The sequence below is a fragment of the Bradyrhizobium sp. OK095 genome, assembly GCF_900109945.1.
In the GTDB taxonomy this organism is placed as follows: Bacteria; Pseudomonadota; Alphaproteobacteria; order Rhizobiales; family Xanthobacteraceae; genus Bradyrhizobium.
This window is the reverse complement of the sequence record NZ_FOBX01000012.1, coordinates 1-26,995: the sequence shown is the minus strand read 5'-3', so window position 1 is coordinate 26,995 and position 26,995 is coordinate 1. Positions and strand designations below refer to the sequence as shown.

Below are 26,995 nucleotides of genomic sequence, written 5' to 3'. Positions count from 1 at the left end.
ACGTCCTTTGTGCCTCATCCGGCTGGGTCATCGCCAAGCACGCTGTCGAGCGATCGCAGCCACTGGCCGCTGTCGGTCTTTTCGGCCAGCCCCTCTGCCCGTAGCAGATCACGCAATTGCCCGTGCGCGCCGACGATGCAAAACGCGACATGACGCGAGGCAAGCTCATCATGGAGATCATGCAGCATGCGCGCGCCGGCCAGATCGATCGTGGGTGAAGCCGAGAGATCGCAGGCGACCAGCCTGATGTCGCTCGATTTTTGCAACACGTTCAGGACCGTCTCAATGACGGTTTCGGCATTGATGTAGAGCAGCGATGCCTCGGGCCGGAACGCAATGATGCCGATCAACGGCTCGACGCCCTCATGCCTGGCGTTGTCCGAGTAGCGGCCGGTGCCGGGGAGCCGCCCGAGGAACGCCACGTTCGGCCGCGAGGCGCGAGCCAGCAGCAGGAAAATCGACGCGATCGACGCCAGCAGCACGCCTTGCAGGATCCCCAGCAGCAGCACGGAGATCAGCGCGATCGCCGCGGCATAGAAGTCGATCCGGCTGACCTTCCACATCCGCATCAGGGCGCGCGCATCGACCAGCTTGTAGACGGCGGCAAAGACGATCGCCGCGAGCACCGCCTTGGGCAGGTTCGTCAGCAGCCCCGTGAAGAACAGCAGACACAGCGCCAGTGCCACCGAGCAGATCACCAGCGCCAGCGGCGTGCGCGCGCCGGCGCTGTCGTTGACGGCGGATTGCGACAGGCCACCGGCGACGGGATAACCGTGACCGAACGCAGCCGCGAGGTTCGCCGCGCCCAGCCCCAAAAACTCCTGCCGGACGTCGAGGGGATAGCCGTGCCTGGCGGCGAAGCTGCGAGCCGCCGAGACGCCCTCGATATAGGCCAGCAGCACGCAACCGGCGGCGAGCGGGAACAGATCGTCGAACTCCAGTAGCCCGAAGGTCGGTATCCCCAGTGCCGGCAGTCCCTCCGGTATCTTCCCGGTAACGGGCACACCCATGGCCGGAAAGCCAAGGAGCGTTGCCGTCACGATCGCGAGCGCGACGATGGTGATTCCGACCGGCTTGCCCGGCAGCAGCCGTTCGCCCAGCAGGAGCAGCAACAGCGCGACCGCGCCGATGGCAAGCACCAGCGGATCGATGGCGCCGAGTTGCCCGACCAACTTGATGGCGCGGTCGAAAAAATTATGGCCGCCGCCGGCAACCCCGAACAGGCTCGGTAACTGGCTCATGATGATGGTGAGTCCAGCCCCCGCCTTGAAGCCGACCAATATGCTGTCGCTGACGAGGCGGACCAGCACGCTGAGCTTGAACAGCCACGCGATGAAGCACAGCACCGCCACGGCGAAAGCCGCAAGGCTCGCAATCTGCGCATAACGCACCGCATCACCGCCTGCGAGCGCACCGACGGTCGATGCAATCATCAGCGAGATCGCCGAGGTCGGGCCGATCGCAAGCTGCCGCGACGCCCCGAGCAGGGCATAGCCGATGCCGCCGAGCATGTAGCCGTAGACGCCGATCTGCGGCGGCAGGCCGGCCAGCGCGGCATAGGCGAGCGATACCGGAATTGCGTAAGCAGCAAGCGTAACTCCCGCGATCGCGTCGAACGGCAGCCATTCCCGGCGATACGCCGCAAGCCAGCCGAATGGCGGAAAAAATCGCGTCCAGCTCGCACGCAGCTCGGATGGCGAATTCATCTGAGCGCCTCATCGCGTTGGACCTCGCAGCGCAGCAAGACGATCAGCAGTGCAACGACGGGGACGCCGAGCGCGAGGTCAGGGATGCCCTTGGTCGCGAAGGCGCCGACGGCGGCCCCGAAGCCGAAAACGATGCACAAGGCGACGAAGATGCCGGCGCGGCGAAGTGTCCCGGGCGGTCCGCCTCCGGACGCTGTAGCAAACAAGGCCTCGATGGCCTGACGCATGTTGCCGGTGATCATCACCGTGCTGCAAGCCGTCCCCTCGACCTTGACGAAGATCGCGGCCTGCATGGCGGCGACGAGTGAGATGCCGAGCGTGCCTGCAAGGTCCGGCAGGCGGTTGTGCAGAATGCCGATCGCGATCAGGAGCACGATTTCAATGAGCGTGCTGATTGCGGGGGCACGCTCACCCGCGGCCCGGCGCAACCGGGCGGCCATGACGATGCCGACGGCAAATGCGAGAATTGGAGGAACGAAGTGCAGCGCCCTGTCCCACGTTCCGGCGGCCCCATAAACCCAGAGCAGGACGAGATTGGCGGTCTGGGCGTTGGCCATCACACCGTGAATGATCCAGGTATAGGCGTCGATATACCCGCCGGCGAACGCCAGAAGCAAAGCAACCTCGACCGTCTCGTCGCGACGGATCGACGAACCGGCGACCACATCCAGAGAACTCATGTCCGAAATTTCGGCTTTCGCAGATGCTGCATGATCCCATCGATGCGATTGACCGGCGCGGAGGATTGATCTGGATCAAGCAAGTCCCCGGGTTCCGGGATTCAAGTCCGTCGCAAAGCGCCGGGGGAATAGGACCATGGATACCGTCAAGTGGGTCATTTCCGCGGCTCCGGAAATTTTCTTGCTGCTGGCTGTTGCCATCGGCACCATTCTCGGCCGCATCAAGATCCGCGGCTTCGCGGTCGGCACCACGGCGTGCATCCTGATCGTGGCCGTGCTGATCGGGCAACTCGGGACCTTCACATTTCCCTCGCTGCTGCGCGTGATCCTGTTCAGCCTGTTCGTGTTCACCATCGGCTACAGGTCTGGACCGGAGTTCTTTGCGTCGCTAAGCGTCCGCACCCTCGCACAGGTCGCCATGGCGCTCGTGCTCGGCGGCACAGGACTCACCCTGGTGCTCTTGTTCGCCTACGCTTTCCGGCTCGATCCCGGCACGGCCTCCGGCATTGCGGCCGGAGCACTGACCCAATCCTCCGTCATCGGCACAGCGTCGGGCGCGCTGGCGCAGTTGGGGCTCGCCAAGAGCGTCCTGGAGCAGCAGGAGGCGAACATCGCCGCAGGCTACGCCGTGACTTATGTGCTCGGCTATATCCTGACGCTTATCTTCGTTCCTTTCGTTGCGCCGAAGCTGATGCGGATCGACTTGAAGCTGGAAGCAAAGAAGCTCGAAGCCGAGCTCGCTGGCGGAGATCCTCCGAAGACCGAGAACCTGTCCTACCGTAAATTCCAGGCGCGCGCCTATCGCGTATCGGTCGGTGCAGGCCGCACCATCCAGGCGATCGAAGAGCAGATCGGCAGCCGGACCGTCGTCTCGCGCGTCGTGCGCCAGGGACTGGACGTCGAACCGCATCTGGACACCGTACTCGAGGCTGGCGATGACATCGTCATCGAGGGACGTACAGCCGTCATCGTCGGCGCCAAGCCGATCATCGGCACGGAGATCGATGCCGACGAGATCCTGAAATCGATCCCAGGCAACGTGGTCGATGTCCTCGTCGACAATCGCAAGCTCCACGGCCGGTCGGTCAAGGATGTCGCCGAGCGCGTCGGCGTCAGCGCGCGCGGCGTTTTCCTGCGCGCGCTCACGCGAATCGGCCGTGAAGTACCGCTGAGCCCGGATACGCGGGTCTATGTCGGCGACGTCATGACGCTGGTCGGGAGCACCCGCAACATCGAGCGGGCCTCGGCAAGCGTCGGCCAGATCCTCCGCTCCGGCGACCGCGCCGATATTGCCTTCCTCGCCGCCGGTATCGCCGCGGGTCTGCTCGCAGGTCTCGTCAGCTTCAGGGTCGGCAGTGTCGCGCTGACGCTGGGCGGGGGCGGCGGAGCGTTGATTGCCGGCCTCGTCTGCGGCTGGTTGCGTTCGCGCCGGCCGACCATAGGCGCCCTGCCGCCCGCGGCACAGCAGACCCTGAGCGATCTCGGGCTCGGCGGCTTCATCGCAGCGATCGGACTTGGCAACGGCGCTGCCGCCTGGGCCGCGATCCAGGCCCATGGCCTCCTGCTGGTCGGCATGGGGCTTGTCATCACACTGGTGCCGCTGACAGTCGCGACACTCTTTGCGCACTACGTGCTGCGCATGAACCCTGTCATCACCTGCGGCGCGCTGGCTGGCGCAATGACCGTGGACGCCGCAGTGACCGGGGCTTGCGACGTTGCCGAAAGCCAGACCCCGGTGCTGGGCGTGGCTGTCCCTTACGCGATCGGGAATGTCGTTTTGACGGTGCTCGGCCCGATCATCGTGGCCGCCACCTTTACCGGCTGAGGGAGGTCGCCATGCGTTTGGCTGCGATCTTCCGACCGATTGCGATCGTCCTGCTGTTCCTCGCCGTTTTCGCCGCACCCGCACGCGCCGAGGAGGACATCCGCATCCAGGAGGAGATCTGGGCCCTCCCCCTACCGCTGCCAATGTTCGCCTATTTGGTCCGCCCGGTCGGCGATGGCCCCTTCCCGCTGGTGATCATGAACCACGGCGTCTCGCTCAATCCGACCGACCGCAGCTTCTTTCCACTGGTCGAATTTCGCGACGCCGCCAAGTGGTTCGCCAGGCGTGGCTATCTCGTGGTGGCGCCGGTGGGCAGCGGTTACGGCGCACAGGCGATCGATATCCCCGATCGCGCACTGTTCGGCCCGTTCTTTTCGAAGGTCGGCAAGTGCACCAATCCCAACTTCCATGACGCGGGACTTGCCGTCGCGCAAGTCGATCTCTGGATCATCGATTACATGGCGGCCGAGAAGCGCATCATTCCGAGGGACGTGATCGTGGTCGGCCAGTCCGCGGGCGGCTGGGCCTCCATCGCGCTGTCAAGCGTGAACCCGCCGCAAGTGAAGGCAATCATCACCTTCGCCGCCGGGCGCGGCGGCCGCGTCGGCGGCAAGCCCAACAACAATTGCGCGCCGGATAAGCTGGTCGAAGCAACCGCAGATTTCGGCCGCACATCGCGGGTGCCAATGCTGTGGATTTACATCGAGAACGACACGTTCTTCGGCCCCGATTTGTCGAAGCGCATGCATGCGGCCTTCACCGCCGCCGGCGGCAAGGCCGAGTACCATCTGATGCCGCCATTCGGCAATGAGGGACATTTCTTCATCGGCTCCGCTGACGCGATCCCGCTCTGGTCGCCGCTGGTGACGAAATTTATCAACGCGCAAAAATAGAGTCCGGCTCCGGAGACGCGACCATGCCCAGCGCCCGTGATTATCTCACTGCCCTCGCCGTCGTAGCGGTGACCACGACCGCCGCGTTCCCCGGTCTCGCTGCGCAGGCCGATAAGCCTGCCGAAGTCGCAACGCGCGGTCAGCGCGAGGCCAAGGACATCGCCTATGGTGACTGGAAAAAACTCTGCTTCAAGGCCGGCGGCGCACCAACGCTGTGCCGGACCTCGATATCAGGCAAATTCCCGACCGGCCAGATGGCGGTGCGCGTTGATCTGATCGAGCGCGAAGGCTCTCCGACCGCGCGGCTGCAACTGCTCGTGCCAGTCGGCATGTATCTGCAAACGCCGGTCAAGCTGGCCGTCGACCAGGGCAGCCCCGTTCGCGTCCCCTATAGCTGGTGCCTGACCAACGCCTGCATCGCGGCCGATGTCGCACCGGCGGCGATCGTCAAGCAGATGGAATCCGGAAAGGCGCTGGTCCTTGAGACCGTCGACTCCAATCTGTTGGCGCTGACGACCTCAGTGCCGTTAACCCAGTTCGCCGCCATCCATAAGGGCGCGCCGGCAAAGACACTCGAGCAATATGTCGACGAATGATCAAGCCGCACGGTACATATTGGCAGGAGGCCACGTTCGCTCAGGAGACTAGACAATGCTCGGGTCGAGCATTCCGAGCCGTTCCGCGATCGAAACGAGCTCGGCCAGCGAGTGGGCCTGCATCTTTTCCATCACCTGGTGTCGGTGCGCCTTCACGGTGCGTTCGGTTGTTCCGAGTTCATGAGCGGTTTGCTTGTTGATCTTTCCACGCACGATGAAATCGAACACCTGTCGTTCACGCCGAGTGAGCGTAGCGAGGCAGGCCCGGAAAGTCTCCAACTTTCCGTGTTGCGCACGCGCTGCGTTCTGCTGCGCCAGAGCACGCACGATCGCATCCAGCAATTGTTCTGACGATACCGGCTTGGTCAAAACATCTTCCGCGCCGGCCTTGATCGCGCGCACTGTGGTCGGCGTGTCGGCATACCCAGTCAGGAAGATGATCGGGAGCGTCGAACCCCGCGCGATCAGGCGGCCCTGCAAATCGGGCCCGCTCAGCCCGGGAATCCGGACGTCGAGAAGGATGCATCCCGGTTGCGCGTCGTCGAGGCCCGCGTCCAGAAAACCTTCGGCCGTCGCGTAGGTCGCGACCTCGTAACCAGCAAGCTTCAGCCGGCGTTCGATCGCGGTACGGAACGAAGGGTCGTCGTCGACCACGTGGACAAGGCCGGGCACCGTTTGACCTCTCGCAGTTTGGGGAGAATATCAATTCTTAACATCGGGGCAGCGCCACTGCCCAATCATTCGAAATAGATGATGTGCTTCGCAACGGGAAGTATTCCCGCTCATATCGAACAGTTCTCAATTCATACAGCAAGCGCATGTGCTGTCCTTTGGTACTATGCACCTTAGGACAATGGATTGAAATACGGCCTTGGTCGAAAATCAACTTCGGCGGGAGTGGGTAGGCGCGGCGCATTTCCTGCGATGAGTATTTGTCTGACAGACCAATTCGGCGATGAGCTGAGGAGTTGGCCATGTTTGTTCGCATCACGACGGATTCCGCACTGCGCCCCAATTCCCTCCGCGATCTCGGCATGACCAGCGATTCAAATGCGTTCGTTAGTTTAAGCGAATTTTCCTATAAAAAGGGAAACGAAATCTACGGCGAGAAAGAGCCCGCCGAATACGTCTATCAGGTCAAGTCTGGTGCGGTGCGAAGCTACAAGCTGCTGTCGGACGGCCGCAGGCAGATCGGTGCCTTTCATCTTTCCGGCGACATCTTCGGCCTTGAGAACGGAAGCGAGCACCGCTTCACGACGGAGGCGATCGTCGATACCAGCGTGCGTCTCGTCAAGCGGCAAAGTCTCGAGATCGTGGCCGAGAGCGACGCCGTGGTCGCCAAGAACCTGCTCAGCATGACCACGAACAATCTCCAGCACGCCGAAGATCATATGCTGCTGCTCGGCCGCAAGACCTCGCTGGAGCGGGTCGCGGCCTTCCTGCTCGAGATGGACAAACGGCTGACGGCCGCCGGCGTCATGGCGCTCCCGATGTCGCGGCGCGATATCGCCGATTATCTCGGCTTGACGCTTGAAACTGTCTCCCGCGCTTTGTCGCGGTTGCATGAGCTGGGCATTCTCGGCTTCATCGGCAACACCCAACGCCAGATCGTGTTACTGGACAGGGAGAAGCTCGCGGGCCTCGACCTGCAGCCCTGATCCGGCCCAGTGCAGCAGCATCGTGCATTGACGCTCAGCTCGATCTGCTGCGCTGCGGAAGGCGCGCGCTGCCAGTCGCGTTCACGGCTCTGATCCTCTTCCTGGGATGAAGTCGTCCTTGATCAAACCGACGTAGTCGAGCGTCTTGCGCAACACCTCGAACAGGATCGCGGCTGACCAGCCAAACAGCAACACACCGTTCATGGCTGTCAACGGCCCGATGAGCCGCCATTCGCGCACCGGCGTGATGTCGCCATAGCCGAGCGTCGTGTAGTTGACGAAGGCGAAATAGAGCAGATCGCTGCCGGGCGCGGCGGCTTGGACGATGTGATACGTCCAGGCCCACACCAGAACTTCCAGAGCGTGTGCGACCTCCAGGACCGCCGCGGTCGCCACCATCACGGCCATCAGTTGCAATCTCGGCCGTCCGGTCCTTCGATGGCCGGCGCCGCGGGCGATCGCGACGGCGACGACTGTGACCAGCGCATGGATCCCGATATTGATCGCGCTCACCAGGGCGCCGACCGTCAATTGCAATATCATGGGACTCGCTCAGAGCTGCTGCAAGGTCGCGTCGATCGCGGGGTCGGTCCTCTTGCCGAACCCGGCAGGCACGGTGCGCTCGATCCGGATCCATGCGGCCGCGAGTTCCCAGGCGACCGCGAGGATGATCGGCCCGATGAAGAGGCCGATGATGCCATGCGCGAGCGTTCCGCCGATTACGCCAACCAGGATCACGAGCGTCGGCGTCGTCAGTCCCCGCCCCATCACCAGCGGCTTTAAAATGTTGTCGAGCAGGCCGACGGCGACGAGGAACACGGTCAGAGGCACCGCAGTGGTTACGCCCTTGTCCATCCAGATCCAGATGACGACGGGAATGAGCACGATGGCCGGGCCGATCTGCACAATCGAAAGCAGGAGAACCATGATAGCGAGCAGACCCGCGCTCGGAATGGCGGCAAGCTTGAAGCCGATGCCGGCAAGCAACGCCTGGATGATCGCAACCCCGATGACGCCCTGCGACACCGCACGGATGGTCGCACCTGAGAGCTCGAGAAAATGCTCGCTTTGCTCCGGCACGATCCGGAACAGGAAACTGCGGATCGCGGCGGCGAGCTGCGGCCCGTGCGGAAACAGGAAACCGGCGACCAGCACCGAGAGCAGGAATTGGAGCGTGCCGACGCCGGCGCTGCCGGCGAATGACAGCATGATCCCGGCGAGCGGCTTCAGATACGGCGTCACCTCACGCAGCACCGCGCGGACATTGGTGTAGGCCAGATTCCAGAGCTCGTAGAGCTGAGGGCCAATCAAGGGCCAGCTCTTGATCCGCTCGGGGGCGGCCTGAAGCGCGAGGTCGCCGGTACCGATCTGGCCTGCGATCTCCCTGATCCCATCGACGGCGCTGAGGCCAAGCCAGGCCGCCGGGCCAATGACGATGCCGAGCATGACCAAAGTGAGGATCGTCGCCGCAATGCGAGGGCTGCCGCCCAGAAGTTTGGCGAGCCAGCTGAAGACTGGATAGAACGCCACCGCCAGCACCGCGCTCCAGGTCAGGATCGGCACGAACGGCTTGCTGATCAGGAACGCCCACAGGATCAGCAGCGCCAGCAACCCAAGCCGGATCACGAGCTGGACGACGGCATCAGCCGGCAGAAAGCTGCGAAGCGTCTTCACGATTTGGGGCCTGTCCCTTGGGCGTGGTTCCCTCAGGGAGACGTAGCGGCCCGTCGCGCGCGACCAGCTTGATCCAGATCAAACGGCAAGACGCGGAAAGCGGATTCGCCGCCCCAAAATTTGCGCGGACCACGTTGCCGGTGGAGAAAGCTATCTCGCTCGATGAATTCGACGAAGCACTGCGCCAATTCTTGAAAGCACCGGCGCTTGCCGGGGTTGCTTTGCCGACCGACACAGCGGACGTAATCAGCCTGTTCAAGAAGCCCTAGCGCTGAGGCGATAATTCCGCACCGGCGAAGTTTTTCGATTTCAGGAGGCTTACGCGGAAGGCCGCCGACGTCCGAGCCGACCTAGAGGTCAATCCGGGGACCGAACCTCAAGAACACTAAATAGCCCAGATAATTCAAATGGATATGGCGGAAGGGGTGGGATTCGAACCCACGGTACCCTTGCGGGCACGCCGGTTTTCAAGACCGGTGCCTTAAACCACTCGGCCACCCTTCCCGAGCAACGATTTCAAGAGGTTAGCAGCAGCGCGAAGTGAACAAATAGAGGACACTACTACCGCTTTACTACCCAATGTGGTTGCTGAGTGCTCTTTACGGTGAGACCTATGCCGGCGTCAACGCTCGGTCCTTCGGCCGCCAACAACCAAGTAACGACGCGGAATTTCCGAGACTCGTGGGGAAGCTCTTTAGGCGGTGACCCAGCTTGCCTGAGGCCGCTATCAGAGGCAGTACCCAAATTTCGATAGCGCAGCTCAATGACCGATAGGCCGAAAGACGTGGCCCGACACACACGCAGTTGGGCTGCAAAGCGGACGTGGATCTATATGTCCGCTGCGATGGAAACGGGACGGTGCTTAGATATTGAGATTTGGTGCCTAGAATGGAACGGTCCGCCCGTTCCGAAGAACTCTAAATTTGTTGGCCCGAGGGCTGCCGATGCATGGCCTGATCCGCATTCCGGGAGCGCCGGCCTCGAACTTTGATACGGGCAAGGGACTGACTGTTGTTGACCTCATCAATGTCGGCGACGAAGCTAAGGGCTATGCAGAAATCGTCGCATTGGAGATTGTGCTTACGCAGACGGCGCCGGGTCAATACTACCAGGTCTTTGCGGTCGATCACATCGATAGAATTTAGGCGCGACTTCCAATGATCGTAAACTAATATCCAAGATCAGGCGCTAGAGGGTGGACGTTTGCAGCAAGCTGAAATGACTGGTCAGTTGTTTGATTGGACCATCGAAAGAACCGAGAAAGACTATCGAGTTGTTATAGTAGAGCCGTCGTTCATCGAGCCCGCTAACCACGGCGGTTTATTTGACTCGGTTATCACCGCTTTGCTTACCTCGGAAGATGCTCCGATTAGCGACCTTAGGCCCAACGTGCCTCTGTTTGACCGCTTCGACCTGGTTACGTTTCCAGAAGCTTTTTTGCCGGTCGCTGATTTTATCAGAGCGGTCGGCGTGCTTTCCCGCCTAGATCGGATGGGATGCATACACGTCGGTTTACGACCCGACCATAACGATGGACACCTGTTCGACAAGGCTGCGATCTTGAACCTTTTGGCTCAACTTCGCTCGATTTCGTCTGTCGAGCTCGAAGATCTTGACGGCGTCGTATCCTGGATCGCGCGGCAACATGATGGGAAGCGCTTCAATTTAGCGTGCCTCTTCACTATCGATGTTGGATCAAAGCTAAGAATATGCCTCCATCCTAAAATGGTTAGATCTAAAATGGAAGCGGGCGCGCTTCCCGAGCGGGATATGGCCCAGGGAAACTTGGTCAGCCTTGTTAGGCTGACACCGAGTGATCCCAATCTATTGAGCATAACAATGCAGCCGCTCATCTGTTCTGATGCCCTTCAGCTAGACAGTGATCGGCCTGGGCATTTGCCGATCGACGCAGTGAACAGCAAGAGTTCGTGCTTCGATCAAGCGATTCCGGACTATGTCGATATCGTTTCTGTTGCGACCTGCACGCCACAGTCGGAGAATACGGGCCATGGAATGATTGCAAGCAGGATGTGGCATCAGCAATTCCGTGACTCTTTCGTTCGCACTGCAAAGGATCCGAGCTGTCAACGCCACGCTCACGCAGCGTTCGTTCTTGCAAATTTTTGGTCGCTTGGGACTGAACGACAAATCGCATCGAATGAAGTAGGAGGGCTTTCTGGGATGTTCTTACCCGTAAAGGCCCCCCTGGATATAAATCCAGATTTTCTAGAGCTGTCGACTTACGGTAAGAGCCACAACGATATAGACAATGGATGGTCGTTGCCCGCCAACGAGATTTCTCCAGGACGAAGCGTGCGCGGTTACATTGCGCAACTCAGTCCTCGTGACATGGAGCCGCCCCGCGCAAGAGTGCTCCGCATGACCGTTCATCGATTGCCTCGCCATTCTCCTCCGTGGGGCGCAACTGTGGGTCTGCGCGACATCAAACTCCACTACGTTGATGTCCGGCAACCCGCTAATGCTTCAAGTTCATAGAGATCGGTCATGACAAGCGTGAGCCAAACGCCATCATCGTTCCAAAGCCAACTACGTGCCAATGTGCTTGGCTGGGTTTCGCTTCGGCACTTCTTGCCAGCTAACAACTTGCGCGATTTGATCCGTTTGTTAGTGGACGAAGTAAGCGAAGGACAGATCTCATTCGATGGATTATTTGAAGAACGCGAGATACCGAACAAACCGGGGCTTGATGGTTGGATCGTCCGACCTCGAAAAACTGAAGGAAAACTCGCCGGTTACCTTCAACGTGCTATTCAAGATATCGTTTGGCAAGCGGATGGGGATGGGTTCCCACCAGAGGATGGTGCGAGCCCTGAGCAGCTGCAGAAAGCACGATCTCTCGAGCGAGCTCTTCAATTGGGCACTCGAGATTTTGGATTCGATCAGCGTGAATTCAGGGCGCCCTTCAACGACCAAGCTTGTGAGGCGTTGCTCGATCTACTACGTAGCGGCTCAGCTTGCTTCACTGGCAAGGCAGAATGGTCGGAGCTTCCATCGACCGCTATTGTTCGAGTCAGCAATTTGTATCCACCACTTGCCGTGCTTCTCTTGAAGCACATTGGTGACCTCTGTGCCGATGCGGATGCTTGGAGAGCTGCTGAGGACCTGTATCGGATATGCCGAGACAGACTGGGCGGTGAAGCTAGGGAAGACTGGCGAGAGCTTTCTGAGCAATTAGCTGATGTTGTTGACCAATCGATCGCGGCGGCGGTGCGTGTCAACACCGGTCCGGAAGCGGCCTTTGCGCTTTTGCAGGACAGTCTTGAGAGTAGCTCGCTTGAGATGCGGCCGTTGCTTAAGCTCAATGCCCCCTTCGATGCGCTTTCCGCGGCGCTGAGCGTTGACTCATTGGCTTTGAAGTTCACCGAAAATCGGACGACGCTACTAAAACCGCCACTCAGCCACGAATCGCATCAGCTCAATTGGCTGACCGTTGCGACGGCAGGGTCTCGCAATCGCCACAGCGCCTGGAGACGATGCTGGGCAGTGTTGCGTCGCCAGATCGCTTTGGGACTCTCAACTGAGTCCCGGGATACTATGGGGGCGTTTGCACAAGTACTTCTTCTTATGGCGGAGGAGACCGAGCCTCACAGAGGCCATCCTGCTGACTTTCAGCTGGCTGTGCACCTTTTGATTCAGGCCGCGGATCGCTCTCATGTTGATGACATTAAATGGTCGGAAAGATTGGTCGCAAGGTTTGTGGATGACGGAGCGGTTGAACTGGTCATTTCGCTTTGCGGAAGACATCAGGGAATGTCAGTTGAGCGACATCGGTCGGCCATTTCTTTGCTTACGAGGTGGGCGGAGAAGATCCCGCAAGATCGACGGCAAGTGGTGCGCGTCGTTGTCGAATTCCTTTCAGCGCAGGCGGGCAACGGGAGCACATCGTTTTCTTCCAACAGGAACCTCGCGCTAGCTGGGCTTGACGCGTTGTGCCGCTTGGCGAAAGGTAGGCCAGAGTTTTGCCGCGATAACGTCGCCTCAATTCATTCAGCTGTCGTGACGCGCCTTCGATTGCAGGCTCATTGGAATTTGCATGCGAATGCCTTTGAGCTGGCCTGTCTCACGGTTGACATGTTCTCCAGAGACCAAGCACGTGAGCTGGTCGACGAAACGCTGAGCCTACTTGCCGCCCTAAAGCCCGAGACCCAGTTGTGGCCTGTGGTGAGGCCCGCTCTGCAGTTCCTGCTCACTGATGAGGTAGTAACTCTGGCGAATGTAGATGCGGAGCTTGGCCGTCGGATAGTTAATAGCATTGTCACGTTCGGCGCCGGCGATCGTTCGAATGCAGCCGGTCTCATTCAAAATCTTGAGCGCTTCGATCGTTCATTGTTGGATGAAAATGTTATAGCCGAGCTCCGTCAGGCTCTTGTAGAGAGGCTTGTGCCTTCCGTGGCGCGGCTCAATACCAGCTCCAATGCAGCAGATATCAGAGCTTTGTTGGCGATCCCGTCATTGTCGGGGAAAGTAGGCGTGGCGGCAGCCCTTGAAGCATTGGAGTCTGTTCTCAATTCAGTAAAGACAAATCGACCTACAATGGGTGTTGCGGATGCTTATGCGCCGGTGCTTGCCTTGGCAGGTCGTCGCGCAGAGTTTGTTGCATTGCTTGGTGAGGAAAATGTGGACGAGCATTGGAATGTGCTCCTCAAGCTGATCTTTGATATGTGGTCAATTGCAGTCAACAAGCCAAGACTTCTTGCACCATTCTCAATTCCGGAGCCGACAAGTCCTAACGCAATTACCGTCCATAATTGGACATACGCTTCGCTTCGCTTTGCGAAAGACTTAGATCAAGAGGACCGGATGCTGCAGTTCCTAAAGGGCATCGACTCTCCTGTCTCATTGCGCGATCCGATCGACCTCGCTATTGCGACAGGCGCTCTTTCTGCGAATTTCAAAGACCAGCAAGATCGCAATCTCAGCGACGAAGGAAATGATTCCTTCTACGCCGGTTTGGGACGTCGCTTGGTTCGTGTGCTGAGTGAGGAGGATGATGTTGCAAAGCGGATTTGTAGCGAGTTGCTGCAGCAATGTTTAGCAAGAGGACCGCGAGGCCTAGATGCTGGAGTTTTTGCGGAATCGCTTCGGCTTAAGATTGCGAATGATGCGAGCCGGACATTAGTGCAGGATTATATGCAGCGACTCAATTCAGATCCATCCATGAGGCTGGCTTTATGGCCGCTTGTTGCTGCCTTGAACTAGCCGCATCAACCTCAGCCAAATGCACGCCAAAGTGCTGCTCCGTCACCTGTAGGAGTTATTCGGGGTAGAGCCAGCTCAGGAGGCTTACACTTGTAGGTGGGCCGGCGATTTGCTCTCTATGTATTTGGAGATCTTGCCGGTGCGGTAACTGATGATTGCGCGGCTGGTAAAGCGACGAACGTGCACTGATCGCCCTTATGGTTGATTTCATGGCAACGCGCTTCTGCTTTTTACCGACGTATCCCCAATTCTCGTCAAGCTCGATACGGCCGGCGCGCACGCCGACCATCATGCGGTCGTGCAGCTCGGCAAGCTGTCATCGCCGCCGCGGGTATGCCCGAGCAAGCTACCGCCCGCGTCGCCAAAGAAGACTACATTACTGTCCGGACCGACGTGGACAGCGATCGTGTCGCTGCCCCCCGCCGCGCGATTGATTAGGTTGCCGCCGGCGTGACCGGACACGCCGGCATCGCCGTAGGCATTCACTTTCAACCCGGGCGTAAAGGTCGGGGCAATTCGAGATTAAGGGCGTCATCGCCGGCAATAGCCCACGCCGAGATATCACCGCCAGCATCGCCGTACATATTCAGGATGAAAGTCTCGCCAACCGTGATAGCGGAGGCGAGCACATGGGCTGACAACGTATCATCGCCGCCCCGTGCATGATCGGAAATATTACCGCCCGCGTCACCGAATAGACTTCCCGCGCTGGAAAGTTTGGATCCTGCCATAGGTCACTGTGGATAGTGTCGCGGATACAAGCCGACCCAGGGAAGTTGAAACTTGCCGTTACACGCCTCTTAGGCGAACATCGGCCCCAGCACCTTCCGAGGAGATTATTCCGAGTAAAACTTCCGCATAGGCCGGGGACGCTTATATTTTAACCCAGGCCATGGATTTATTTCATCCTGGTATTGACAAAAAATGTCCCAGGGATATTTATGGCACTCAGTTTTAATCGAGAGGATTGATCCAATGTTTGCCCGCACAGGCGCTCTCCCCACCCCCCTACAGACTAAGCAGGAACTGGATTCCCTCGATTCATTGGTCGAGACCGGCGACGTGAACGAGGTCCCCTACAATGTTTTCATCGGGCACAACCTGGGTCATCGCGTTTTCACGATGTCAGTCCCCTTCCGGAAGTTTAAGGACATCTCCGATGTCGCCAACGACCGCGAGCTTGGTCCGGTAGCGCAGCGGTCACTTGATCCGAACCACGCGAAAAAGCTCGCTAGCTACATGCTCAAAGGCCTGATCTCAGCGGCTAAGCTAAAGCGAGAAGTGACAGACAAGCCCGCACTTGAGGTCTTCGACAACATTCTCCACGCACTTGGCGAGCAACCTTACTTCTCGATCCAGCCGCTTGTCTGCAATATCCGCAATATCCCCCTTGGCGGCACCGGCAATGGTGGCATTCGCGGCGTAAGACTCGAAACAGTCGGAGGCGAGACCGCAGCCTTCAAAGTCTATCTCTCGGAGCGCCATACCCTCTGGGTTGTCGATGGACAGCACCGTCGCAAGGGTGCGGATTTGACGATGGAGTTTCTTGAAGTTGTGAGAGCCACCGGGCGCTATCCGGCGAAGTCGGCCGTTCTTTATCCCGCCAAAGGCACCGAGGTGACCGAAGATGAGATGGTCGCCTGGAATGAGGCGTACGACGCCGCGCGCTCCTATGCCACCCTTTCGGTCGAGGTTCATCTGGGTCTCGATGTCACTCAAGAACGTCAGCTCTTTCACGATTTGAATCGCCTAGGAAAGAAGGTCGATCCTTCTCTAGCCCATCAGTTCGACAGTTCGAACCCTGTCACTGCGTTCATCAAGAACCGCTTGGCCGGTGATCTCGCTATTCAGATTTCCGAGAAAGAGCCCAGGGATTGGTCGGAGGACACTGGAGCGCTCATGCTGAAGGACGTCGTGGCGATTAATGCGATTGCTTTCCTAAACAAGGGCAATATTTCCGGCGCGACGCCGGCCGTGATTGAGCCGCGCGAAGCGGACGTTTTAAAACTTTGGGAGCGCATTATTGAGATCCCTCACTTCGGCGGCGATCGTGCAAAGGAAAACACCGTAGCAGCACAACCGGTTGTTCTGAAGGCGCTCGCGAAGATCACTTACGACTTAAATTTCAGCAACCGCAAGCCCGAACGCGCAAGTGAATTGTTCGACAAGTTTCTCGACGGCCTCAACGCAATTGACTTTTCGCACGGCAATCCAGTTTGGTATTACTACGGCTTGAATCCCGAGGATCGTAAGCATGAGCGCTTCAACGGTCTCGACAAGTATCTTCCGCCTGACGATGTCGCCAACCGGGACGTGGGTAGCGAGCAAGCCGGCTTTATGCGCTTTGGAGCAAAGCACAACGATATCTACCCGCTATTGGCCGACATGATTCGTTGGCAAGTGAAGCTTCCCAGCCGTTTCGAATAACTCGGATTAGCCCCGGTGAGACCCGGGGCCTTGTCTCTATGACTACCATAGTCGATTTCAGTGCGCGCTTTTCGGAATGGAAGGGACAGAGCATGACAACGGACGTTTCTGCGCTGCGAGTGGATGATCAAGCTTTCCTCGTCAGCAGCACGATTGAACGCTGCCCCAAGGTCATGATGATACGGGAACTCACAAAGAACGCGATCGAGGCCGCCGCGGAAGCTGAGCCCAACGATCGCCGCGTAGAGTTCTCGGCAACAAGAGTCCATGGCGTTCCTAAATTAACGATTTGGAACACCGGCCTCGGGATGGATGACGATGAGCTATCCCGAATGACGAACCTGGCCGCGTCAATTGGAAAGCAGAAGGGTCTCGACAAGAATTTCGGCATGGGCGCGAAGGTCGCCTCGCTTCCATCGAACCGCCACGGGATACGATACCGTTCCTGCAAGGCGGGCTCGGTTCACGAGGTCATCCTCTGCGAGCGCGACGGCGTTTACGGTCGCCTAAAGCGGCGCAACACGAACGGGGAAGAACTCGGAGATGTAGTTGACGTGACGGAGCAGGTCCGAGCCGAAGGCGATCGGCTCTTGACCTCTGATTGGACCGAAGTTGTCTTGCTCGGAAATCGGCCTGACCAAGACACGGTATCAGACCCCTATGATGGAGATCCGAAGCAGCCAAAGTTTTGGCTCGCGACATACCTTTATCATCGTTTCTATCGGCTCCCTCCTGGTGTTGAAATTCGGCTGGATGAGGGGACGCATGCCCGTGGTCCCGGCTCGCGGAAGTTCGAGACGATGCCGGCTCGCGAAACCAAGGCGGCCTTTACGCGAGCTGAGACAGTATCGCTCTCCAATGGAATAAAGCTGCATTACATTTACGACGAGGCGTTTAAAGACACGTCGCACAACAAATCGATTAGCGGAGCAATCGCCTCCGCCGTAAGTACCGCAGCAGTGGTATTCCGTGACGAGATGTATGCCGTGCTAACGGGACGAGCTTGGACAATTGAAGCTCCGACATTTGGCATTCCCTTCGGCGCCAAACATATCTCCGTCCATATCGAATTACCTGACGACGCACGACTTCGTCCCGAGGGATATCGGCAATTCCTAAGATACGTTGACGGTGAGCAAGATCAGGTTGAGGCCGCAGATTTTGCTGTTCAGGTGCTCGAAAATCGTCCGGCCTGGCTCATCGACCTGATTCACTCCTTGGCACCAAACACCGGTGATTCGAACGAAGAGATTCGCAAGAGGTTACAAGAGTTGTTGAACAAACTTCGCGTAAAAGCTCAGAGTCCCAGGGTGGTTGCTGATGGAGACATAACCGTTGGGGCCGGCCCCGGTGGCGGAATGGCACCTGTTCGATCCAGCGGGCAATCCGAGGGTCGTGACCGTCGACAGAACAGCGCCGACCTCACTGTGATGCAGTCCGGTGCACAGTTAGCTCGTATGGCGCAGAACCTCGAACGCGCTCCGAGCCTGATTCCGTTGGACGACGAGGAAGAGATCGAAGCCAAGAATTTGAGAGGACGCGCGGCCAGATACTACGCCAAGACCGGCGAACTCTTCATCAACATGCGATACCCAGCTGTCGATTTGATGCGCGAACAGTTGGAGCAAGAATATGCGCATGCCGGCGACGTCGACATCATGAAGCGTCTTGCCGTCTCTCACTCACGAAACTCGATGATCCAAAGAGCGGGACTCGCCGTAGTTTTTGCTTTGGCGAAACGCTTGAATAAGGAATGGGACGAAGAAGCAATGGGCAAGGCGCTTGAACCCGAAAGCTTGAGCCTTGCTGCGGACAATTTCTATGAAGCCATGCAGGACGCCCGGCGCGCGATCGGCAAAGCTTTGAAAATTCGGCGCTCGGAATATGAGACAGAGGCCGAGACGGCTGTTGCCTAAAACATAATAGATCACTGGGAGAGGATTATGGCTTGGGATCCTGAAATTTGGACGGGAGACGTCCGGCGCGTTCTTTATCGCCGGCTTGTTGATCGATTTGGTCCCTATGACCAATGGACTAAAAAGTCCTCTCCCGGACGCGATTTGGACGCAGCATTTCTGGATTTTTGTGGATCGTTTGCAACGGCGGTAGGCGCGAAGTCAGGTAAAGCAGTTCAGCAGCAAATTCGGTTCGCTATGCCTGAAACAGAACGTGGCAGCTCCTGGGGCCGCCATGCGCAAACCGCAATATTGAACAAAGCGGCCGCTTTGGAGGCCGGTTTCATCGAAGACAAGCATTTACCAGACCTGGTCGCGGTAGGCCGATTGAAGTCGGAAGCGTAGCCTGCTTTGCTCAGTCACAGTTCGCCGAGCATTTTACCAATTGCCGTCGCCGCAAATGGCTTGCCGGATTGGCTTAGAAATCCATTCCTATTGGGAAATCCATTCCCAGCCAATTCGACCGAGATACTCAAAACGTGGTGATCGTCCGAGCAGTCAGCCTCGATGGTGGATGATCTGAAGTGTCGTGCGCTGAGATAAGCTTATTCGTCGTCGGCGCGCTTGTTTATGGCAGCACGTAGGGCCAAATCAACCGCCGCGGCAGCCTCGCCCTGCATGTTCGGCATCAGATGGCTGTAAATATCCATCGTGATGGCGATCGAAGAGTGCCCTAGCCGCTCCTGGACGACCTTTGGATGGACCTTGGCGGCAAGCATGTGGCTGGCGTGTGTGTGCCGCATCTTGTGCAGCGTCATCCCCCATTCGCTCAGAAAGGCCGACATGACGTGCGTGAGGCTGCGCGGCTGTAAAGGCGTGCCGTCGAATTGGGTAACGACGTGCCAAGTGTCATCCGCCCGCGCGCCGAGCCGCAGCAGTTCTTGGGCTTGCTCAAGCCGCCAGCGGCGCAGCTCTTCGACGGCGAGCGATGGCAGGGCAATGGTTCGGGTCTTACCGCTCTTGGCTTCCTTCTCGCGAATCGCGCCAGCATCCGTCTGCTCGGTGCTGGCCACAACGGCAAGCTGTCCCGAATCAAGGTCGACCGACCGCCAACGGAGCGCGGTAATCTCGCCGCGGCGAAGGCCGCACAACGTCGCGAGCACGAGCGGAATGAAAAGTCGCCGTTCGCGGGCAGCGTCAAATACGGTCGCGGTCGTCGGCGCGTCGATCGTCGGCACAGGTTTGCGTTCGATCTTCGGCCGATCCCGCTTTTCGAGGAGCGCCGCCGGGTTCCGAACAATCAGTTTCCAGCGCTCGGCTTGGTCAAGAGCAGAATATAGAACCCGGTGCATGTGATGGACAGTGCGCGGCGACAAGCCGCCCTTCCCGTCCCGCCGGCCGCTTTCCAGTGCCGTCGCATAAGCGCCGCTGATTTCGATCGGCTGTAGTTTTGACAGCGCCTTGCCGCCGAGCAAAGGATTGATGTTTTTCGTGGCGATCTGCTCATAACGCTCGTGGGTACGTGGCGAGACGTTCGGCTTGATATGCTTCAGCCAGCGTTCAAAAAACTGCGCCAGAGTGGTCTTGGACGGCTCGACGTACTCGCCGCTCACCATCTCCGTTATGAGTTTGCTACAGGCCGTCTGAGCGTCGCGCTTGCCCTTTGCATCCGGCAGCTTGTGCCATTTGCGCTTGCGCTTCCCTTCCGCATCGCGGGTGTCGATCACGGCATACCAAACCTTGCCCTGGAGAGTGACGTGGCCTTTCATTTCGCGTCCCCTTTGAGCGCAGCGACCGCCTTGCTAATTGTCCGAACAGTATCGGCATCCATGGCGACTTCGATTCGAACGGCAGGATTTCCGACTGTTCGTCCTGCAAACGTCGTGTTGCCGACCTGCGTCTCAATTGATGCATCACCATGGGTGATCCCGACGCGGATCGTTTTTACCGTTGCGGCCAACTCTTCGCTCGAAAGAGTTCGGGCGAGAGCATCTTTGAACGCTTCTGCTGTTTTCCCAACGCCTGCCTTAGCCCTGGCAATTGCACGGGCGCGTTCGCCTGCCTCGACCAAGCTTACACTAGCGAGGTATCCGATCAGCAACATGGCCACCGACTCGGGCGTTGCTCTAACCCCGCTGCCAGGACCTTTCCCCGGCGTCGCTTCAAGCAGTCCCTCGCGCACAAGTGCTCGTTGGCGTTCGTAGAGCGCGCTCTCCGAATCATTGAGAACGCGGGCCAGTGTGGGGATGTAGCTTTTCAGAGAGATCACCATAACTACTGCAATATAGATAGTAATGGGCATTGTCCACCACTACTTGACCAAAGGCAATAGAAGTGTATAGTGTACACTATTAACCGCATCAAAGGACATCGAACATGAACGAAGAGTTGAAGACGCTGCTTTCCCGCCCCACCGCATCAATTCCGGACGTCGATCGCGTCTGCTTCGGGCTCGCCCGACAGGCCAGCTACGCTGCGGCGAAGAACGGCGACATTCCGACAATCAAGGTCGGTCGCAGCCTCTTCGTGCCCACGGTGGCGCTGCGCAAGATTCTCGGCATCGAGGTTGCAGCATGACGCCGCGACAGAGCGCCGCCGTCGCTCGACTGGCCAGGGCCGATACCCGGTTCTTCAAAACGCACCCTGACCGGCGCCACCGCATTCGACTAGCACACCCGGCCGAACTCGCCTTGATCGGTCGCGAGATCGTGCCGCCCGGTCTCACCCTGCTGACGGCGATACGGCAACTGCTGCCTGGCGTTTACGCTCACGCGCACACTGTCGGGCAACCGGGCCGCGATGAAGCGAGCGAAGCGGAAGCGAGCGCGCTATTCGAACGCGCTTCGTTGCAGGCTTCAGCGCTCCACTGAAAAGGAAACCCGCCCGGTGGTCGCCGCGGCGGGTTTGATTTCAATCGACTACAGAACGAGAGCATAGCATGACGTCAACTCCAACCGTTGCGGCCGCACCTGATCTTGATTTTTACGCCAACCACGGCGCCGCACTCTTCCCGATCCCGGCAGGCCAGAAAGCGCCATGGGGCATCGTTGAATCGTTCAAGCATCATGCGTCGCGTGATCCTGCGCAGTGGGCAGCTTGGCGCGCTCAATATCCGGGCTGCAACTTCGGCGTCGTCGCGTATGCGTCGAAGTGGATCACGCTGGACACCGACATTAAGCCAACCGAAGGGCAGACGCCGGAAGCCGCTCGCGCAGAAGCATGGACATTGCGCGGCAAGCTTTTGAAGTCGTGGGGCATGAACCCGGAGACGCTGCCGCATGTGCAGTCGGCGCGCGGCGGTTGGCACGATTATTTTGCGCTGCCGGATCATATCGACGCGGCGACGCTGCGGCAGCCGGATGCGATCAAAAAGCGAATCAATACGCGCGTGATCGGCTACACCGTCACGGCCGGCAGCTACTATGACGGCACAGCGAAGAACGAAGAATCGGGCTGGTATCAGCTATTCGAGAACCCCGCGCCGCCGCACCCTGCCCCGGCCGCGCTGATCGAATATTGCGCACCCGCCAAGCCGCGCGAGCATGTGGCAAAGGTCGGTTCGCACGATCGCGGCGACGTCGGCGGCCTAGTCGGTTGGCTCAATGAGCGCGGCGGCTTCGACGCATATGAGGATTGGTGCGCGCTCGGCATGGCGTTGAAGCTCGAATGCGGCGACGATGCAAAAGAGCTTTGGGCGCTCTCGCATAACGACACGGTGACGGATGACGTTATCGAATCGAAATGGGGATCATTTGCCAGCGAAGCGACGGGCAATTCGGTCACGCTCAACAGCTTTATGAAGCGCGCGCACGATCTCGGGTGGACAGGGACGATTCGGCCGTCAATCGGGTCGATGTTTGGTGGCGTCGCGCAACTGGTCACCTCGCCGAGCATCGCACCGTCGCAAGCGCCTATGATGCCGCCCCTGTCGCATAACGTTCCGCTGCCCGAGATCGAGGAGTACGACGACGGCCCGACACCGGAACTCAGCTTTCCGGAAAGCTTTGGCGATGACTTCCGGCCGCCGAGCTATCTCGTTGACGGCATCTTGCAGCGCCGTTTCTGCTATTCGATGACCGCGCAGACGGGCACCGGAAAGACAGCTATCGCGTTGCTTTGGGCTGCCCACGTTGCGACCGGTCATGCCCTCGGCGGGCGGCGGGTCAAGCGCGGTTGGGTGTTGTACTTCGCAGGCGAGAACCCGGATGACGTAAAGGCAAGGTGGTTCGGCCTGACGCAGGAAATGGGAATCGATCCGAAAAAAAACGGACGTCATCTTCGTCTACGGCGTAACGCCTCTTTCGAAAACGGCGGGACGCATTGCCCGCAAACTTGCTAAGCGCGGTGTAGGTTTGGCGTTGGTGGTGGTCGACACGGCCGCAGCGTATTTCGAGGGCGACAACGACAACGACAACGTCCAGGCCGGCAACCACGCGCGCATGCTGCGGTCGCTAGTAGGGCTTCCTGGCGAACCCTGCGTCTTGGTGCTCTGTCACCCGACAAAGAACGCAAAAACGATTGATGAAATGGTGCCGCGCGGTGGTGGTGCGTTCCTCAACGAAGTCGACGGCAATCTCGCGGCGGCCAGCAGCGGTGGCACGATTGCGGTCCAGACGGTCGGCAAATTCCGCGGTCCCGAGCTTTCGCCCATCCATTTCGGGCTGCATGTGGTGCGCAACCACCCGCGCCTGGTCGACGAAGACGGACGCCCAATGCCAACGGTTGTCGCCCACCTGGTCAATGAAGCCGGCATGGAGGCCCGAGCGGCGGAAAGCGAGACGGCGGATATCGCCCTTGTCCGCTATGTCGACAACAATCCGGGGGTAGCACTCGAAAAGATCGCCACTGCTTTCGGGACCAATAAGAGCGCAGCGAACCGAATGGTTGAGCGCCTAATCAAGGAAAACTTGCTCAAGCGCGATCGACTTACGAAGAAACTCACGGTCTCGCCGACCGCTCAAAAATCGCTAAACGAACTCGAAAACGACGCGAAACGAAGCGAAACGCCGTTGATGCCTTTTCCGGGTGTGCCGGGGCCTAGAACGACGTGAAACGGAAGCGAAACGCGAAATGCAAAACCCCTGTAAAACACGGCGTTTCATGCGAAACGGGAACTTGAAACAAGCCGAAACGATGGGGGGATTTTATCCCCATCATCGGGCGTTTCGTTTCGTTTGGAGTCCTATAGGTGAAACGTGAAACGAGATAGCAACCTGGAAACCTAACAGCGAGGCATTCAGCCCGCGCGTTGTGCAAATAACAGTTGAGTGCAAATAAGAGTTGAGATGTGAATAAACAGACGAACAGGCAATTGCCTAGCACGGCCTGGAAACCGGGACAGAGCGGTAACACCGCGGGCCGTCTGCCAGGTGCGCACCAGAAGATAACGGAAAAGCTGATCGCCGATATCGCCGAAGTTTGGGAAGCGTGCGGCATTGAAGTCTTGAAGCGCCTGGCCGTCGAAGAGCCGGCAGAGCTCGCGTAGATCGCTTACGGCTTGGTGCCGAAGGATACCTTCCTCAACGTCGCACAGCCCGCGCCTGGTGGCTTAGAACCGGATGAATGGGCAACGTTACGCCGCGTACTCGATATCCTCCAGGCGACCGCGCCTGATGGTGTAGCGCCGTCGCCAGTGTTCGAAACGATCGAGCTCGCGCTGCGCTCCGAATTCTCCCGACCGGTCGGGCTCGCGGCGCCGCCCTATTGAGGCCGATGGTAGTAGATCCGGTAGTAACCGCACATCGATCGCACCGCATGCCGCTGTGATCACTTGCGATCTCGGGCGCAAAGCACCGGTTCTGTAGTTCGGCACGATGCGATTTATTTGGGACTGAATGGTCGGCGCCTCGCGCGCATGCGCGCGTACTGCGGGACAACCGTCTTCTTCGACGATGTAAGGCGCTTGGTCTACCCGTCCGCGACGGCCACGACATGGTCCAAACCGTCCTGGCGATCTGCGCCGGGTGCCCGGCATAGTTGGCCAGGATCGATGCCGTAAAGGCGAAGGTCGCGCAGTTGCCTCACGCCCGCCGGCACGAAGCGGAAGTCCCGGGCGAACCAGTCCTGATGTCCGAAGATGACGCGCTTGTGGCTCGCCCGAGGGTTCGCTGATAACGATGAATGCAAATACGAGGGCGACCTCCGCCGAGCGGAAGCCAAGGTCGAAATGCTCAAGGCTGAGCAGTAGGCCATTCGTCCGATAGCTTCGTCCTGCCTTTCGGCAGCTCCGGGTATGGTCCGTACGGACGCAGGAAATCTCGCCAGAACCGCATGACGACCTCGAAGAGGCACGTGACGGGCACAATATGCGGCACCCCATTCAGGTCTCCATATCGACAACGAAATAGGAGAACCCTTCGTTGTGGGCCTCCTCGTTGAATGCGAAGGAGTTGAGCGGGCCTACTTCGTGCATCCAGATGTTCGGACCGCTGGCAGGTGAAGGTGCTTCGAGCCGTTTGCCAGCGGCTGTATCTGGGCAACCCACGGACTCTTCGCAAACAGCCACTCCCTGAAGCCATGGACGTTCTTGTCATCGAGGCCGAGCTGCCTCCTCTGCTCCTGATCCTTGTTGAGGAAGCCGACCCACACCCAGTCGCTCAAGTGGTGTGCAGCGGTGACGAACTTCACCGCGTGCCGCGCGGAGCCTGGGTTCTCGCAGAAGTCATCGAACTCCTGGACGAGCTTTTGGTAGAGTTCCAGGGGGGTGTGATGCCGGCCATGCCGCCCTCCATTTTAAGGGACCGGCCCCGAGCCTCACGAAAAGGTGTGTCCTTGCAAGCGCAAAGGGATCAAAAAGCCCCGGCGGTTGATACAGTCCGTTTCCAGCGGCGATGCGTATCTATCGCTTTCGCGATGGGGTTGAAGCAAGTCACCGTGTAGTCGGCCACGGTGTCGCCCTTCCACACGTTGACCTCGTCGAGCGACGCCGTCCGCAGGCCGGCCGCGGTCTGGAAGGTTGGCCCGTCTCGACGAGTCGCGCCTCCTCGCCAGCTTCGCCAGCATCTGGACCAATTGGACGTCGGTCAGGAAGGTCAAGGAAGGCGAAACCACCAATCACATCTTCGCGTTTCTCGCGACGGAGCTCAACGCCGAGCTCGGCGCCATCCATCCAAAGGCGATGACAGTGATTCAGTGATTCTGACCACCCCGGAGGAAGTCGAGACCTGGATGGCCGCTCCTCCGGACGAGGCCTTGAAGCTGCAGCGGCCGCTGCCGGACGGGTCACTGCGGATCGTCGCCCGCGGCGTTTGGTCCGGCGGCGTGACGGACTAAGACGACGTCAGGGGCGCCCCCGGTTCCGCCAGCGCAAGATCATCCACGTCGACATGGATGCGTTCTACGCATCGGTCGAGCAGCGCGACAATCCGGCCCCCCGCGGCAAGCCGGTCGCCATCAGCGGATCGCGCAGGACGTGTGTGCCCCTGAAACAGCGGGTGTTCTCCATCGCCTTGAGAATACGCCGGCCCGATATAGCTGCTTTCCTGGAGCAACACGGCCGTCGGCAGGTCCCGCGGCGTGGTGTTGATGGCACAATCGAACAGCAACAGCTGCAGCAGAGGCATCAGCACGATCATCGCAAAGGAGGCGCAATCGCGGGTAAGCCGAATGAACTCCTTGATCAGCATCGCGTAGATGCGACGCCAGCTTGAGCCAGCGAGCGACTTCGCGCTCATCGAAAATTATCCTTCGCGCGCCCTACCCAATCGATAAAGACGTCTTCAATCAACGAAGTGCGCGACACAGTTGCATGATGGCGGCGCACTGCAGCGATCGCTAGAAGTTCTTCCAAAGCATCGCGGGGTCGACTGGCGTTACGTTGTTTCGACTGCTGCGATAGCTGGAGATCGCTTCATACACTGCTTTTCTGAGCCGATTAATGCCGCCCAGAGGACGTTGCTCGGCTGGAGCGTGCCAGGGATTAAACGTTAGGCTTTCGCATGCTCTTTCTCTGGCGTCGGCATTGGCTTGACCGGACGATACTTCGATCTTGCCCACTCGACGATATGGGGAAGAACTTTCTGGCCATTCAATCAAGATATTCTCGATGTCCATACCGTCTTTTCGTTCCTGAACGAAAAGTTCAAAGCATGCCGGACCGGAGGCTAATGCCTTCCATAAGGCTTCTCTCAGGAAGTTTGGCCCATCCGAAATTTCGTCAGAAGGTGGAGTGGCGCAAGGCCTCGCCAAATACTTCACGGCTCTCCCTTCGCCGAACATGAACGGTGCCATGGAATAATACTGAAGCGACAATGGCGATCGGGATTTCTGGCTGGCGATCTTGTACGCGATGAAGGCTTGCCGAATCCGCCATCGCATCGGATTGTAACTAGAGCGTTTCATTTTTTGATGGAAGCGTATCCGGCATTAACAAAGTAGTTGCTGCATTCGCCGGGCAGAACGCCTCTGACGAGGTGGCCGATG

The 26,995-nt window shown here is 59.0% G+C and carries 24 protein-coding genes, 1 tRNA gene and 3 pseudogenes; 18 read left to right on the top strand and 10 right to left on the bottom strand.

Features of this window, described 5'->3' with window-relative positions:
- Positions 1-14 precede the first annotated feature (14 nt).
- Together BMW89_RS27855 and BMW89_RS27850 are read right to left on the bottom strand one after the other, a co-directional pair.
- A complete protein-coding gene (locus BMW89_RS27855; protein WP_092031098.1) occupies positions 15-1,706 on the bottom strand; it encodes a SulP family inorganic anion transporter in 1,692 nt (563 codons plus the stop codon).
- Positions 1,703-2,386, bottom strand: a complete 684-nt coding sequence (locus BMW89_RS27850; RefSeq protein WP_092031096.1) for a YoaK family protein — start codon at positions 2,384-2,386, stop codon at positions 1,703-1,705. Before BMW89_RS27850 ends, BMW89_RS27855 begins: the two co-directional genes overlap by 4 nt.
- A 136-nt stretch (positions 2,387-2,522) precedes the next feature.
- Between BMW89_RS27850 and BMW89_RS27845 the strand changes: the two genes are divergently transcribed.
- Genes BMW89_RS27845 through BMW89_RS27835 form a run of 3 tightly spaced genes read left to right on the top strand, consistent with a single transcriptional unit; the run spans position 2,523 to position 5,700 of the window.
- The gene (locus tag BMW89_RS27845; RefSeq protein WP_092031093.1) at positions 2,523-4,211 is read left to right on the top strand and encodes an aspartate:alanine exchanger family transporter; all 1,689 of its coding nucleotides are present in this window, start codon (positions 2,523-2,525) and stop codon (positions 4,209-4,211) included.
- An 11-nt stretch (positions 4,212-4,222) separates the two neighbouring features.
- On the top strand, positions 4,223-5,104 hold the full coding sequence (locus BMW89_RS27840) for an alpha/beta hydrolase family protein (protein WP_092031090.1): 882 nt from the start codon (positions 4,223-4,225) through the stop codon (positions 5,102-5,104).
- Positions 5,105-5,127: 23 nt separating this feature from the next.
- A complete protein-coding gene (locus BMW89_RS27835) occupies positions 5,128-5,700 on the top strand; it encodes an invasion associated locus B family protein (RefSeq protein ID WP_092031087.1) in 573 nt (190 codons plus the stop codon).
- A 48-nt stretch (positions 5,701-5,748) separates the two neighbouring features.
- Here BMW89_RS27835 and BMW89_RS27830 read toward each other — a convergent pair whose 3' ends face one another.
- A complete protein-coding gene (locus BMW89_RS27830) occupies positions 5,749-6,372 on the bottom strand; it encodes a response regulator transcription factor (protein WP_092031085.1) in 624 nt (207 codons plus the stop codon).
- Between the two features lie 302 nt (positions 6,373-6,674).
- Here BMW89_RS27830 and BMW89_RS27825 point away from each other — a divergent pair, with 302 nt between their 5' ends.
- Positions 6,675-7,358 (top strand): helix-turn-helix domain-containing protein, encoded by a 684-nt coding sequence (locus tag BMW89_RS27825; protein ID WP_092031082.1) that lies wholly within the window; start codon positions 6,675-6,677, stop codon positions 7,356-7,358.
- A gap of 81 nt (positions 7,359-7,439) precedes the next feature.
- On the opposite strand, the gene BMW89_RS27820 is transcribed toward BMW89_RS27825, so the two are convergent.
- Complete coding sequence (locus BMW89_RS27820) at positions 7,440-7,901, bottom strand: potassium channel family protein (RefSeq protein ID WP_092031079.1); 462 nt, start codon at positions 7,899-7,901, stop codon at positions 7,440-7,442.
- A gap of 9 nt (positions 7,902-7,910) precedes the next feature.
- Positions 7,911-9,032: an AI-2E family transporter gene (locus BMW89_RS27815; protein WP_092031076.1), complete on the bottom strand. Its 1,122-nt coding sequence runs from the start codon at positions 9,030-9,032 to the stop codon at positions 7,911-7,913.
- 68 nt (positions 9,033-9,100) lie between these two features.
- On the opposite strand from BMW89_RS27815, the gene BMW89_RS37525 reads away from it, so the two are divergent.
- Positions 9,101-9,301, top strand: a complete 201-nt coding sequence (locus BMW89_RS37525) for a hypothetical protein (protein WP_143062845.1) — start codon at positions 9,101-9,103, stop codon at positions 9,299-9,301.
- Between the two features lie 145 nt (positions 9,302-9,446).
- Here the strand turns inward: BMW89_RS37525 and BMW89_RS27810 are convergent.
- A tRNA-Ser gene (locus tag BMW89_RS27810) sits at positions 9,447-9,536 on the bottom strand.
- 440 nt (positions 9,537-9,976) lie between these two features.
- Here BMW89_RS27810 and BMW89_RS27805 point away from each other — a divergent pair.
- From BMW89_RS27805 to BMW89_RS37515, 6 genes are all read left to right on the top strand, one after another.
- Positions 9,977-10,177: a hypothetical protein gene (locus tag BMW89_RS27805; protein ID WP_092031073.1), complete on the top strand. Its 201-nt coding sequence runs from the start codon at positions 9,977-9,979 to the stop codon at positions 10,175-10,177.
- Positions 10,178-10,235: 58 nt separating this feature from the next.
- Positions 10,236-11,528: a hypothetical protein gene (locus tag BMW89_RS37520; protein ID WP_143062844.1), complete on the top strand. Its 1,293-nt coding sequence runs from the start codon at positions 10,236-10,238 to the stop codon at positions 11,526-11,528.
- A 9-nt stretch (positions 11,529-11,537) separates the two neighbouring features.
- Complete coding sequence (locus tag BMW89_RS27795; RefSeq protein ID WP_143062843.1) at positions 11,538-14,252, top strand: hypothetical protein; 2,715 nt, start codon at positions 11,538-11,540, stop codon at positions 14,250-14,252.
- Between the two features lie 975 nt (positions 14,253-15,227).
- Positions 15,228-16,679 carry a DNA sulfur modification protein DndB gene (locus BMW89_RS27780; RefSeq protein ID WP_210187585.1) on the top strand — a complete coding sequence of 484 codons (1,452 nt, stop codon included), beginning with the start codon at positions 15,228-15,230 and terminating at the stop codon, positions 16,677-16,679.
- A 92-nt stretch (positions 16,680-16,771) separates the two neighbouring features.
- Positions 16,772-18,595 carry a sensor histidine kinase gene (locus tag BMW89_RS27775; protein ID WP_143062842.1) on the top strand — a complete coding sequence of 608 codons (1,824 nt, stop codon included), beginning with the start codon at positions 16,772-16,774 and terminating at the stop codon, positions 18,593-18,595.
- A gap of 27 nt (positions 18,596-18,622) precedes the next feature.
- Complete coding sequence (locus BMW89_RS37515; RefSeq protein ID WP_143062841.1) at positions 18,623-18,979, top strand: hypothetical protein; 357 nt, start codon at positions 18,623-18,625, stop codon at positions 18,977-18,979.
- 200 nt (positions 18,980-19,179) lie between these two features.
- On the opposite strand, the gene BMW89_RS27770 is transcribed toward BMW89_RS37515, so the two are convergent.
- Positions 19,180-20,343: a tyrosine-type recombinase/integrase gene (locus BMW89_RS27770; protein ID WP_092031062.1), complete on the bottom strand. Its 1,164-nt coding sequence runs from the start codon at positions 20,341-20,343 to the stop codon at positions 19,180-19,182.
- On the bottom strand, positions 20,340-20,876 hold the full coding sequence (locus tag BMW89_RS27765; RefSeq protein WP_092031059.1) for a hypothetical protein: 537 nt from the start codon (positions 20,874-20,876) through the stop codon (positions 20,340-20,342). The genes BMW89_RS27770 and BMW89_RS27765 overlap by 4 nt, the downstream gene beginning before the upstream one ends.
- Positions 20,877-20,950: 74 nt before the next feature.
- Between BMW89_RS27765 and BMW89_RS27760 the strand changes: the two genes are divergently transcribed.
- The 7 genes and pseudogenes from BMW89_RS27760 to BMW89_RS38645 all read left to right on the top strand — a co-directional run.
- Positions 20,951-21,151: a hypothetical protein gene (locus BMW89_RS27760; RefSeq protein WP_092031056.1), complete on the top strand. Its 201-nt coding sequence runs from the start codon at positions 20,951-20,953 to the stop codon at positions 21,149-21,151.
- Positions 21,148-21,444: a hypothetical protein gene (locus tag BMW89_RS27755; RefSeq protein WP_092031053.1), complete on the top strand. Its 297-nt coding sequence runs from the start codon at positions 21,148-21,150 to the stop codon at positions 21,442-21,444. The genes BMW89_RS27760 and BMW89_RS27755 overlap by 4 nt, the downstream gene beginning before the upstream one ends.
- Positions 21,445-21,512: 68 nt before the next feature.
- On the top strand, positions 21,513-22,913 hold the full coding sequence (locus BMW89_RS27750; RefSeq protein WP_092031051.1) for a bifunctional DNA primase/polymerase: 1,401 nt from the start codon (positions 21,513-21,515) through the stop codon (positions 22,911-22,913).
- Between the two features lie 25 nt (positions 22,914-22,938).
- Entirely contained in the window at positions 22,939-23,625 is a 687-nt protein-coding gene (locus tag BMW89_RS27745) for a MarR family transcriptional regulator (RefSeq protein WP_143062840.1), read from the top strand.
- Between the two features lie 236 nt (positions 23,626-23,861).
- Complete coding sequence (locus tag BMW89_RS37510; RefSeq protein ID WP_143062839.1) at positions 23,862-24,059, top strand: hypothetical protein; 198 nt, start codon at positions 23,862-23,864, stop codon at positions 24,057-24,059.
- Positions 24,060-25,538: 1,479 nt separating this feature from the next.
- A pseudogene (locus BMW89_RS27735) lies at positions 25,539-25,846 on the top strand (SOS response-associated peptidase family protein); the annotation flags it as partial.
- A gap of 53 nt (positions 25,847-25,899) precedes the next feature.
- Positions 25,900-25,977 (top strand): annotated as a pseudogene (locus BMW89_RS38645) (Y-family DNA polymerase); the annotation flags it as partial.
- On the opposite strand, the pseudogene BMW89_RS38465 reads toward BMW89_RS38645, so the two are convergent.
- Positions 25,974-26,247 (bottom strand): annotated as a pseudogene (locus BMW89_RS38465) (hypothetical protein); the annotation flags it as partial. The pseudogenes BMW89_RS38645 and BMW89_RS38465 overlap by 4 nt on opposite strands.
- A gap of 100 nt (positions 26,248-26,347) precedes the next feature.
- Positions 26,348-26,803 (bottom strand): catalase family protein, encoded by a 456-nt coding sequence (locus tag BMW89_RS37505; protein ID WP_143062838.1) that lies wholly within the window; start codon positions 26,801-26,803, stop codon positions 26,348-26,350.
- Between the last annotated feature and the right edge of the window lie 192 nt (positions 26,804-26,995).

Coding starts and splice junctions, on each gene's coding strand:
- BMW89_RS27760 (WP_092031056.1), top strand. CDS start 20,951: ATGAACGAAGAGTTGAAGACGCTGCTTTCCCGCCCCACCGCATCAATT.
- BMW89_RS27845 (WP_092031093.1), top strand. CDS start 2,523: ATGGATACCGTCAAGTGGGTCATTTCCGCGGCTCCGGAAATTTTCTTG.
- BMW89_RS27780 (WP_210187585.1), top strand. CDS start 15,228: ATGTTTGCCCGCACAGGCGCTCTCCCCACCCCCCTACAGACTAAGCAG.
- BMW89_RS27850 (WP_092031096.1), bottom strand. CDS start 2,386: ATGAGTTCTCTGGATGTGGTCGCCGGTTCGTCGATCCGTCGCGACGAG.
- BMW89_RS27795 (WP_143062843.1), top strand. CDS start 11,538: ATGACAAGCGTGAGCCAAACGCCATCATCGTTCCAAAGCCAACTACGT.
- BMW89_RS27840 (WP_092031090.1), top strand. CDS start 4,223: ATGCGTTTGGCTGCGATCTTCCGACCGATTGCGATCGTCCTGCTGTTC.
- BMW89_RS27765 (WP_092031059.1), bottom strand. CDS start 20,876: ATGCCCATTACTATCTATATTGCAGTAGTTATGGTGATCTCTCTGAAA.
- BMW89_RS27820 (WP_092031079.1), bottom strand. CDS start 7,901: ATGATATTGCAATTGACGGTCGGCGCCCTGGTGAGCGCGATCAATATC.
- BMW89_RS27755 (WP_092031053.1), top strand. CDS start 21,148: ATGACGCCGCGACAGAGCGCCGCCGTCGCTCGACTGGCCAGGGCCGAT.
- BMW89_RS27770 (WP_092031062.1), bottom strand. CDS start 20,343: ATGAAAGGCCACGTCACTCTCCAGGGCAAGGTTTGGTATGCCGTGATC.
- BMW89_RS27835 (WP_092031087.1), top strand. CDS start 5,128: ATGCCCAGCGCCCGTGATTATCTCACTGCCCTCGCCGTCGTAGCGGTG.
- BMW89_RS37515 (WP_143062841.1), top strand. CDS start 18,623: ATGGCTTGGGATCCTGAAATTTGGACGGGAGACGTCCGGCGCGTTCTT.
- BMW89_RS27855 (WP_092031098.1), bottom strand. CDS start 1,706: ATGAATTCGCCATCCGAGCTGCGTGCGAGCTGGACGCGATTTTTTCCG.
- BMW89_RS27805 (WP_092031073.1), top strand. CDS start 9,977: ATGCATGGCCTGATCCGCATTCCGGGAGCGCCGGCCTCGAACTTTGAT.
- BMW89_RS37505 (WP_143062838.1), bottom strand. CDS start 26,803: ATGGCACCGTTCATGTTCGGCGAAGGGAGAGCCGTGAAGTATTTGGCG.
- BMW89_RS27825 (WP_092031082.1), top strand. CDS start 6,675: ATGTTTGTTCGCATCACGACGGATTCCGCACTGCGCCCCAATTCCCTC.
- BMW89_RS27775 (WP_143062842.1), top strand. CDS start 16,772: ATGACAACGGACGTTTCTGCGCTGCGAGTGGATGATCAAGCTTTCCTC.
- BMW89_RS27750 (WP_092031051.1), top strand. CDS start 21,513: ATGACGTCAACTCCAACCGTTGCGGCCGCACCTGATCTTGATTTTTAC.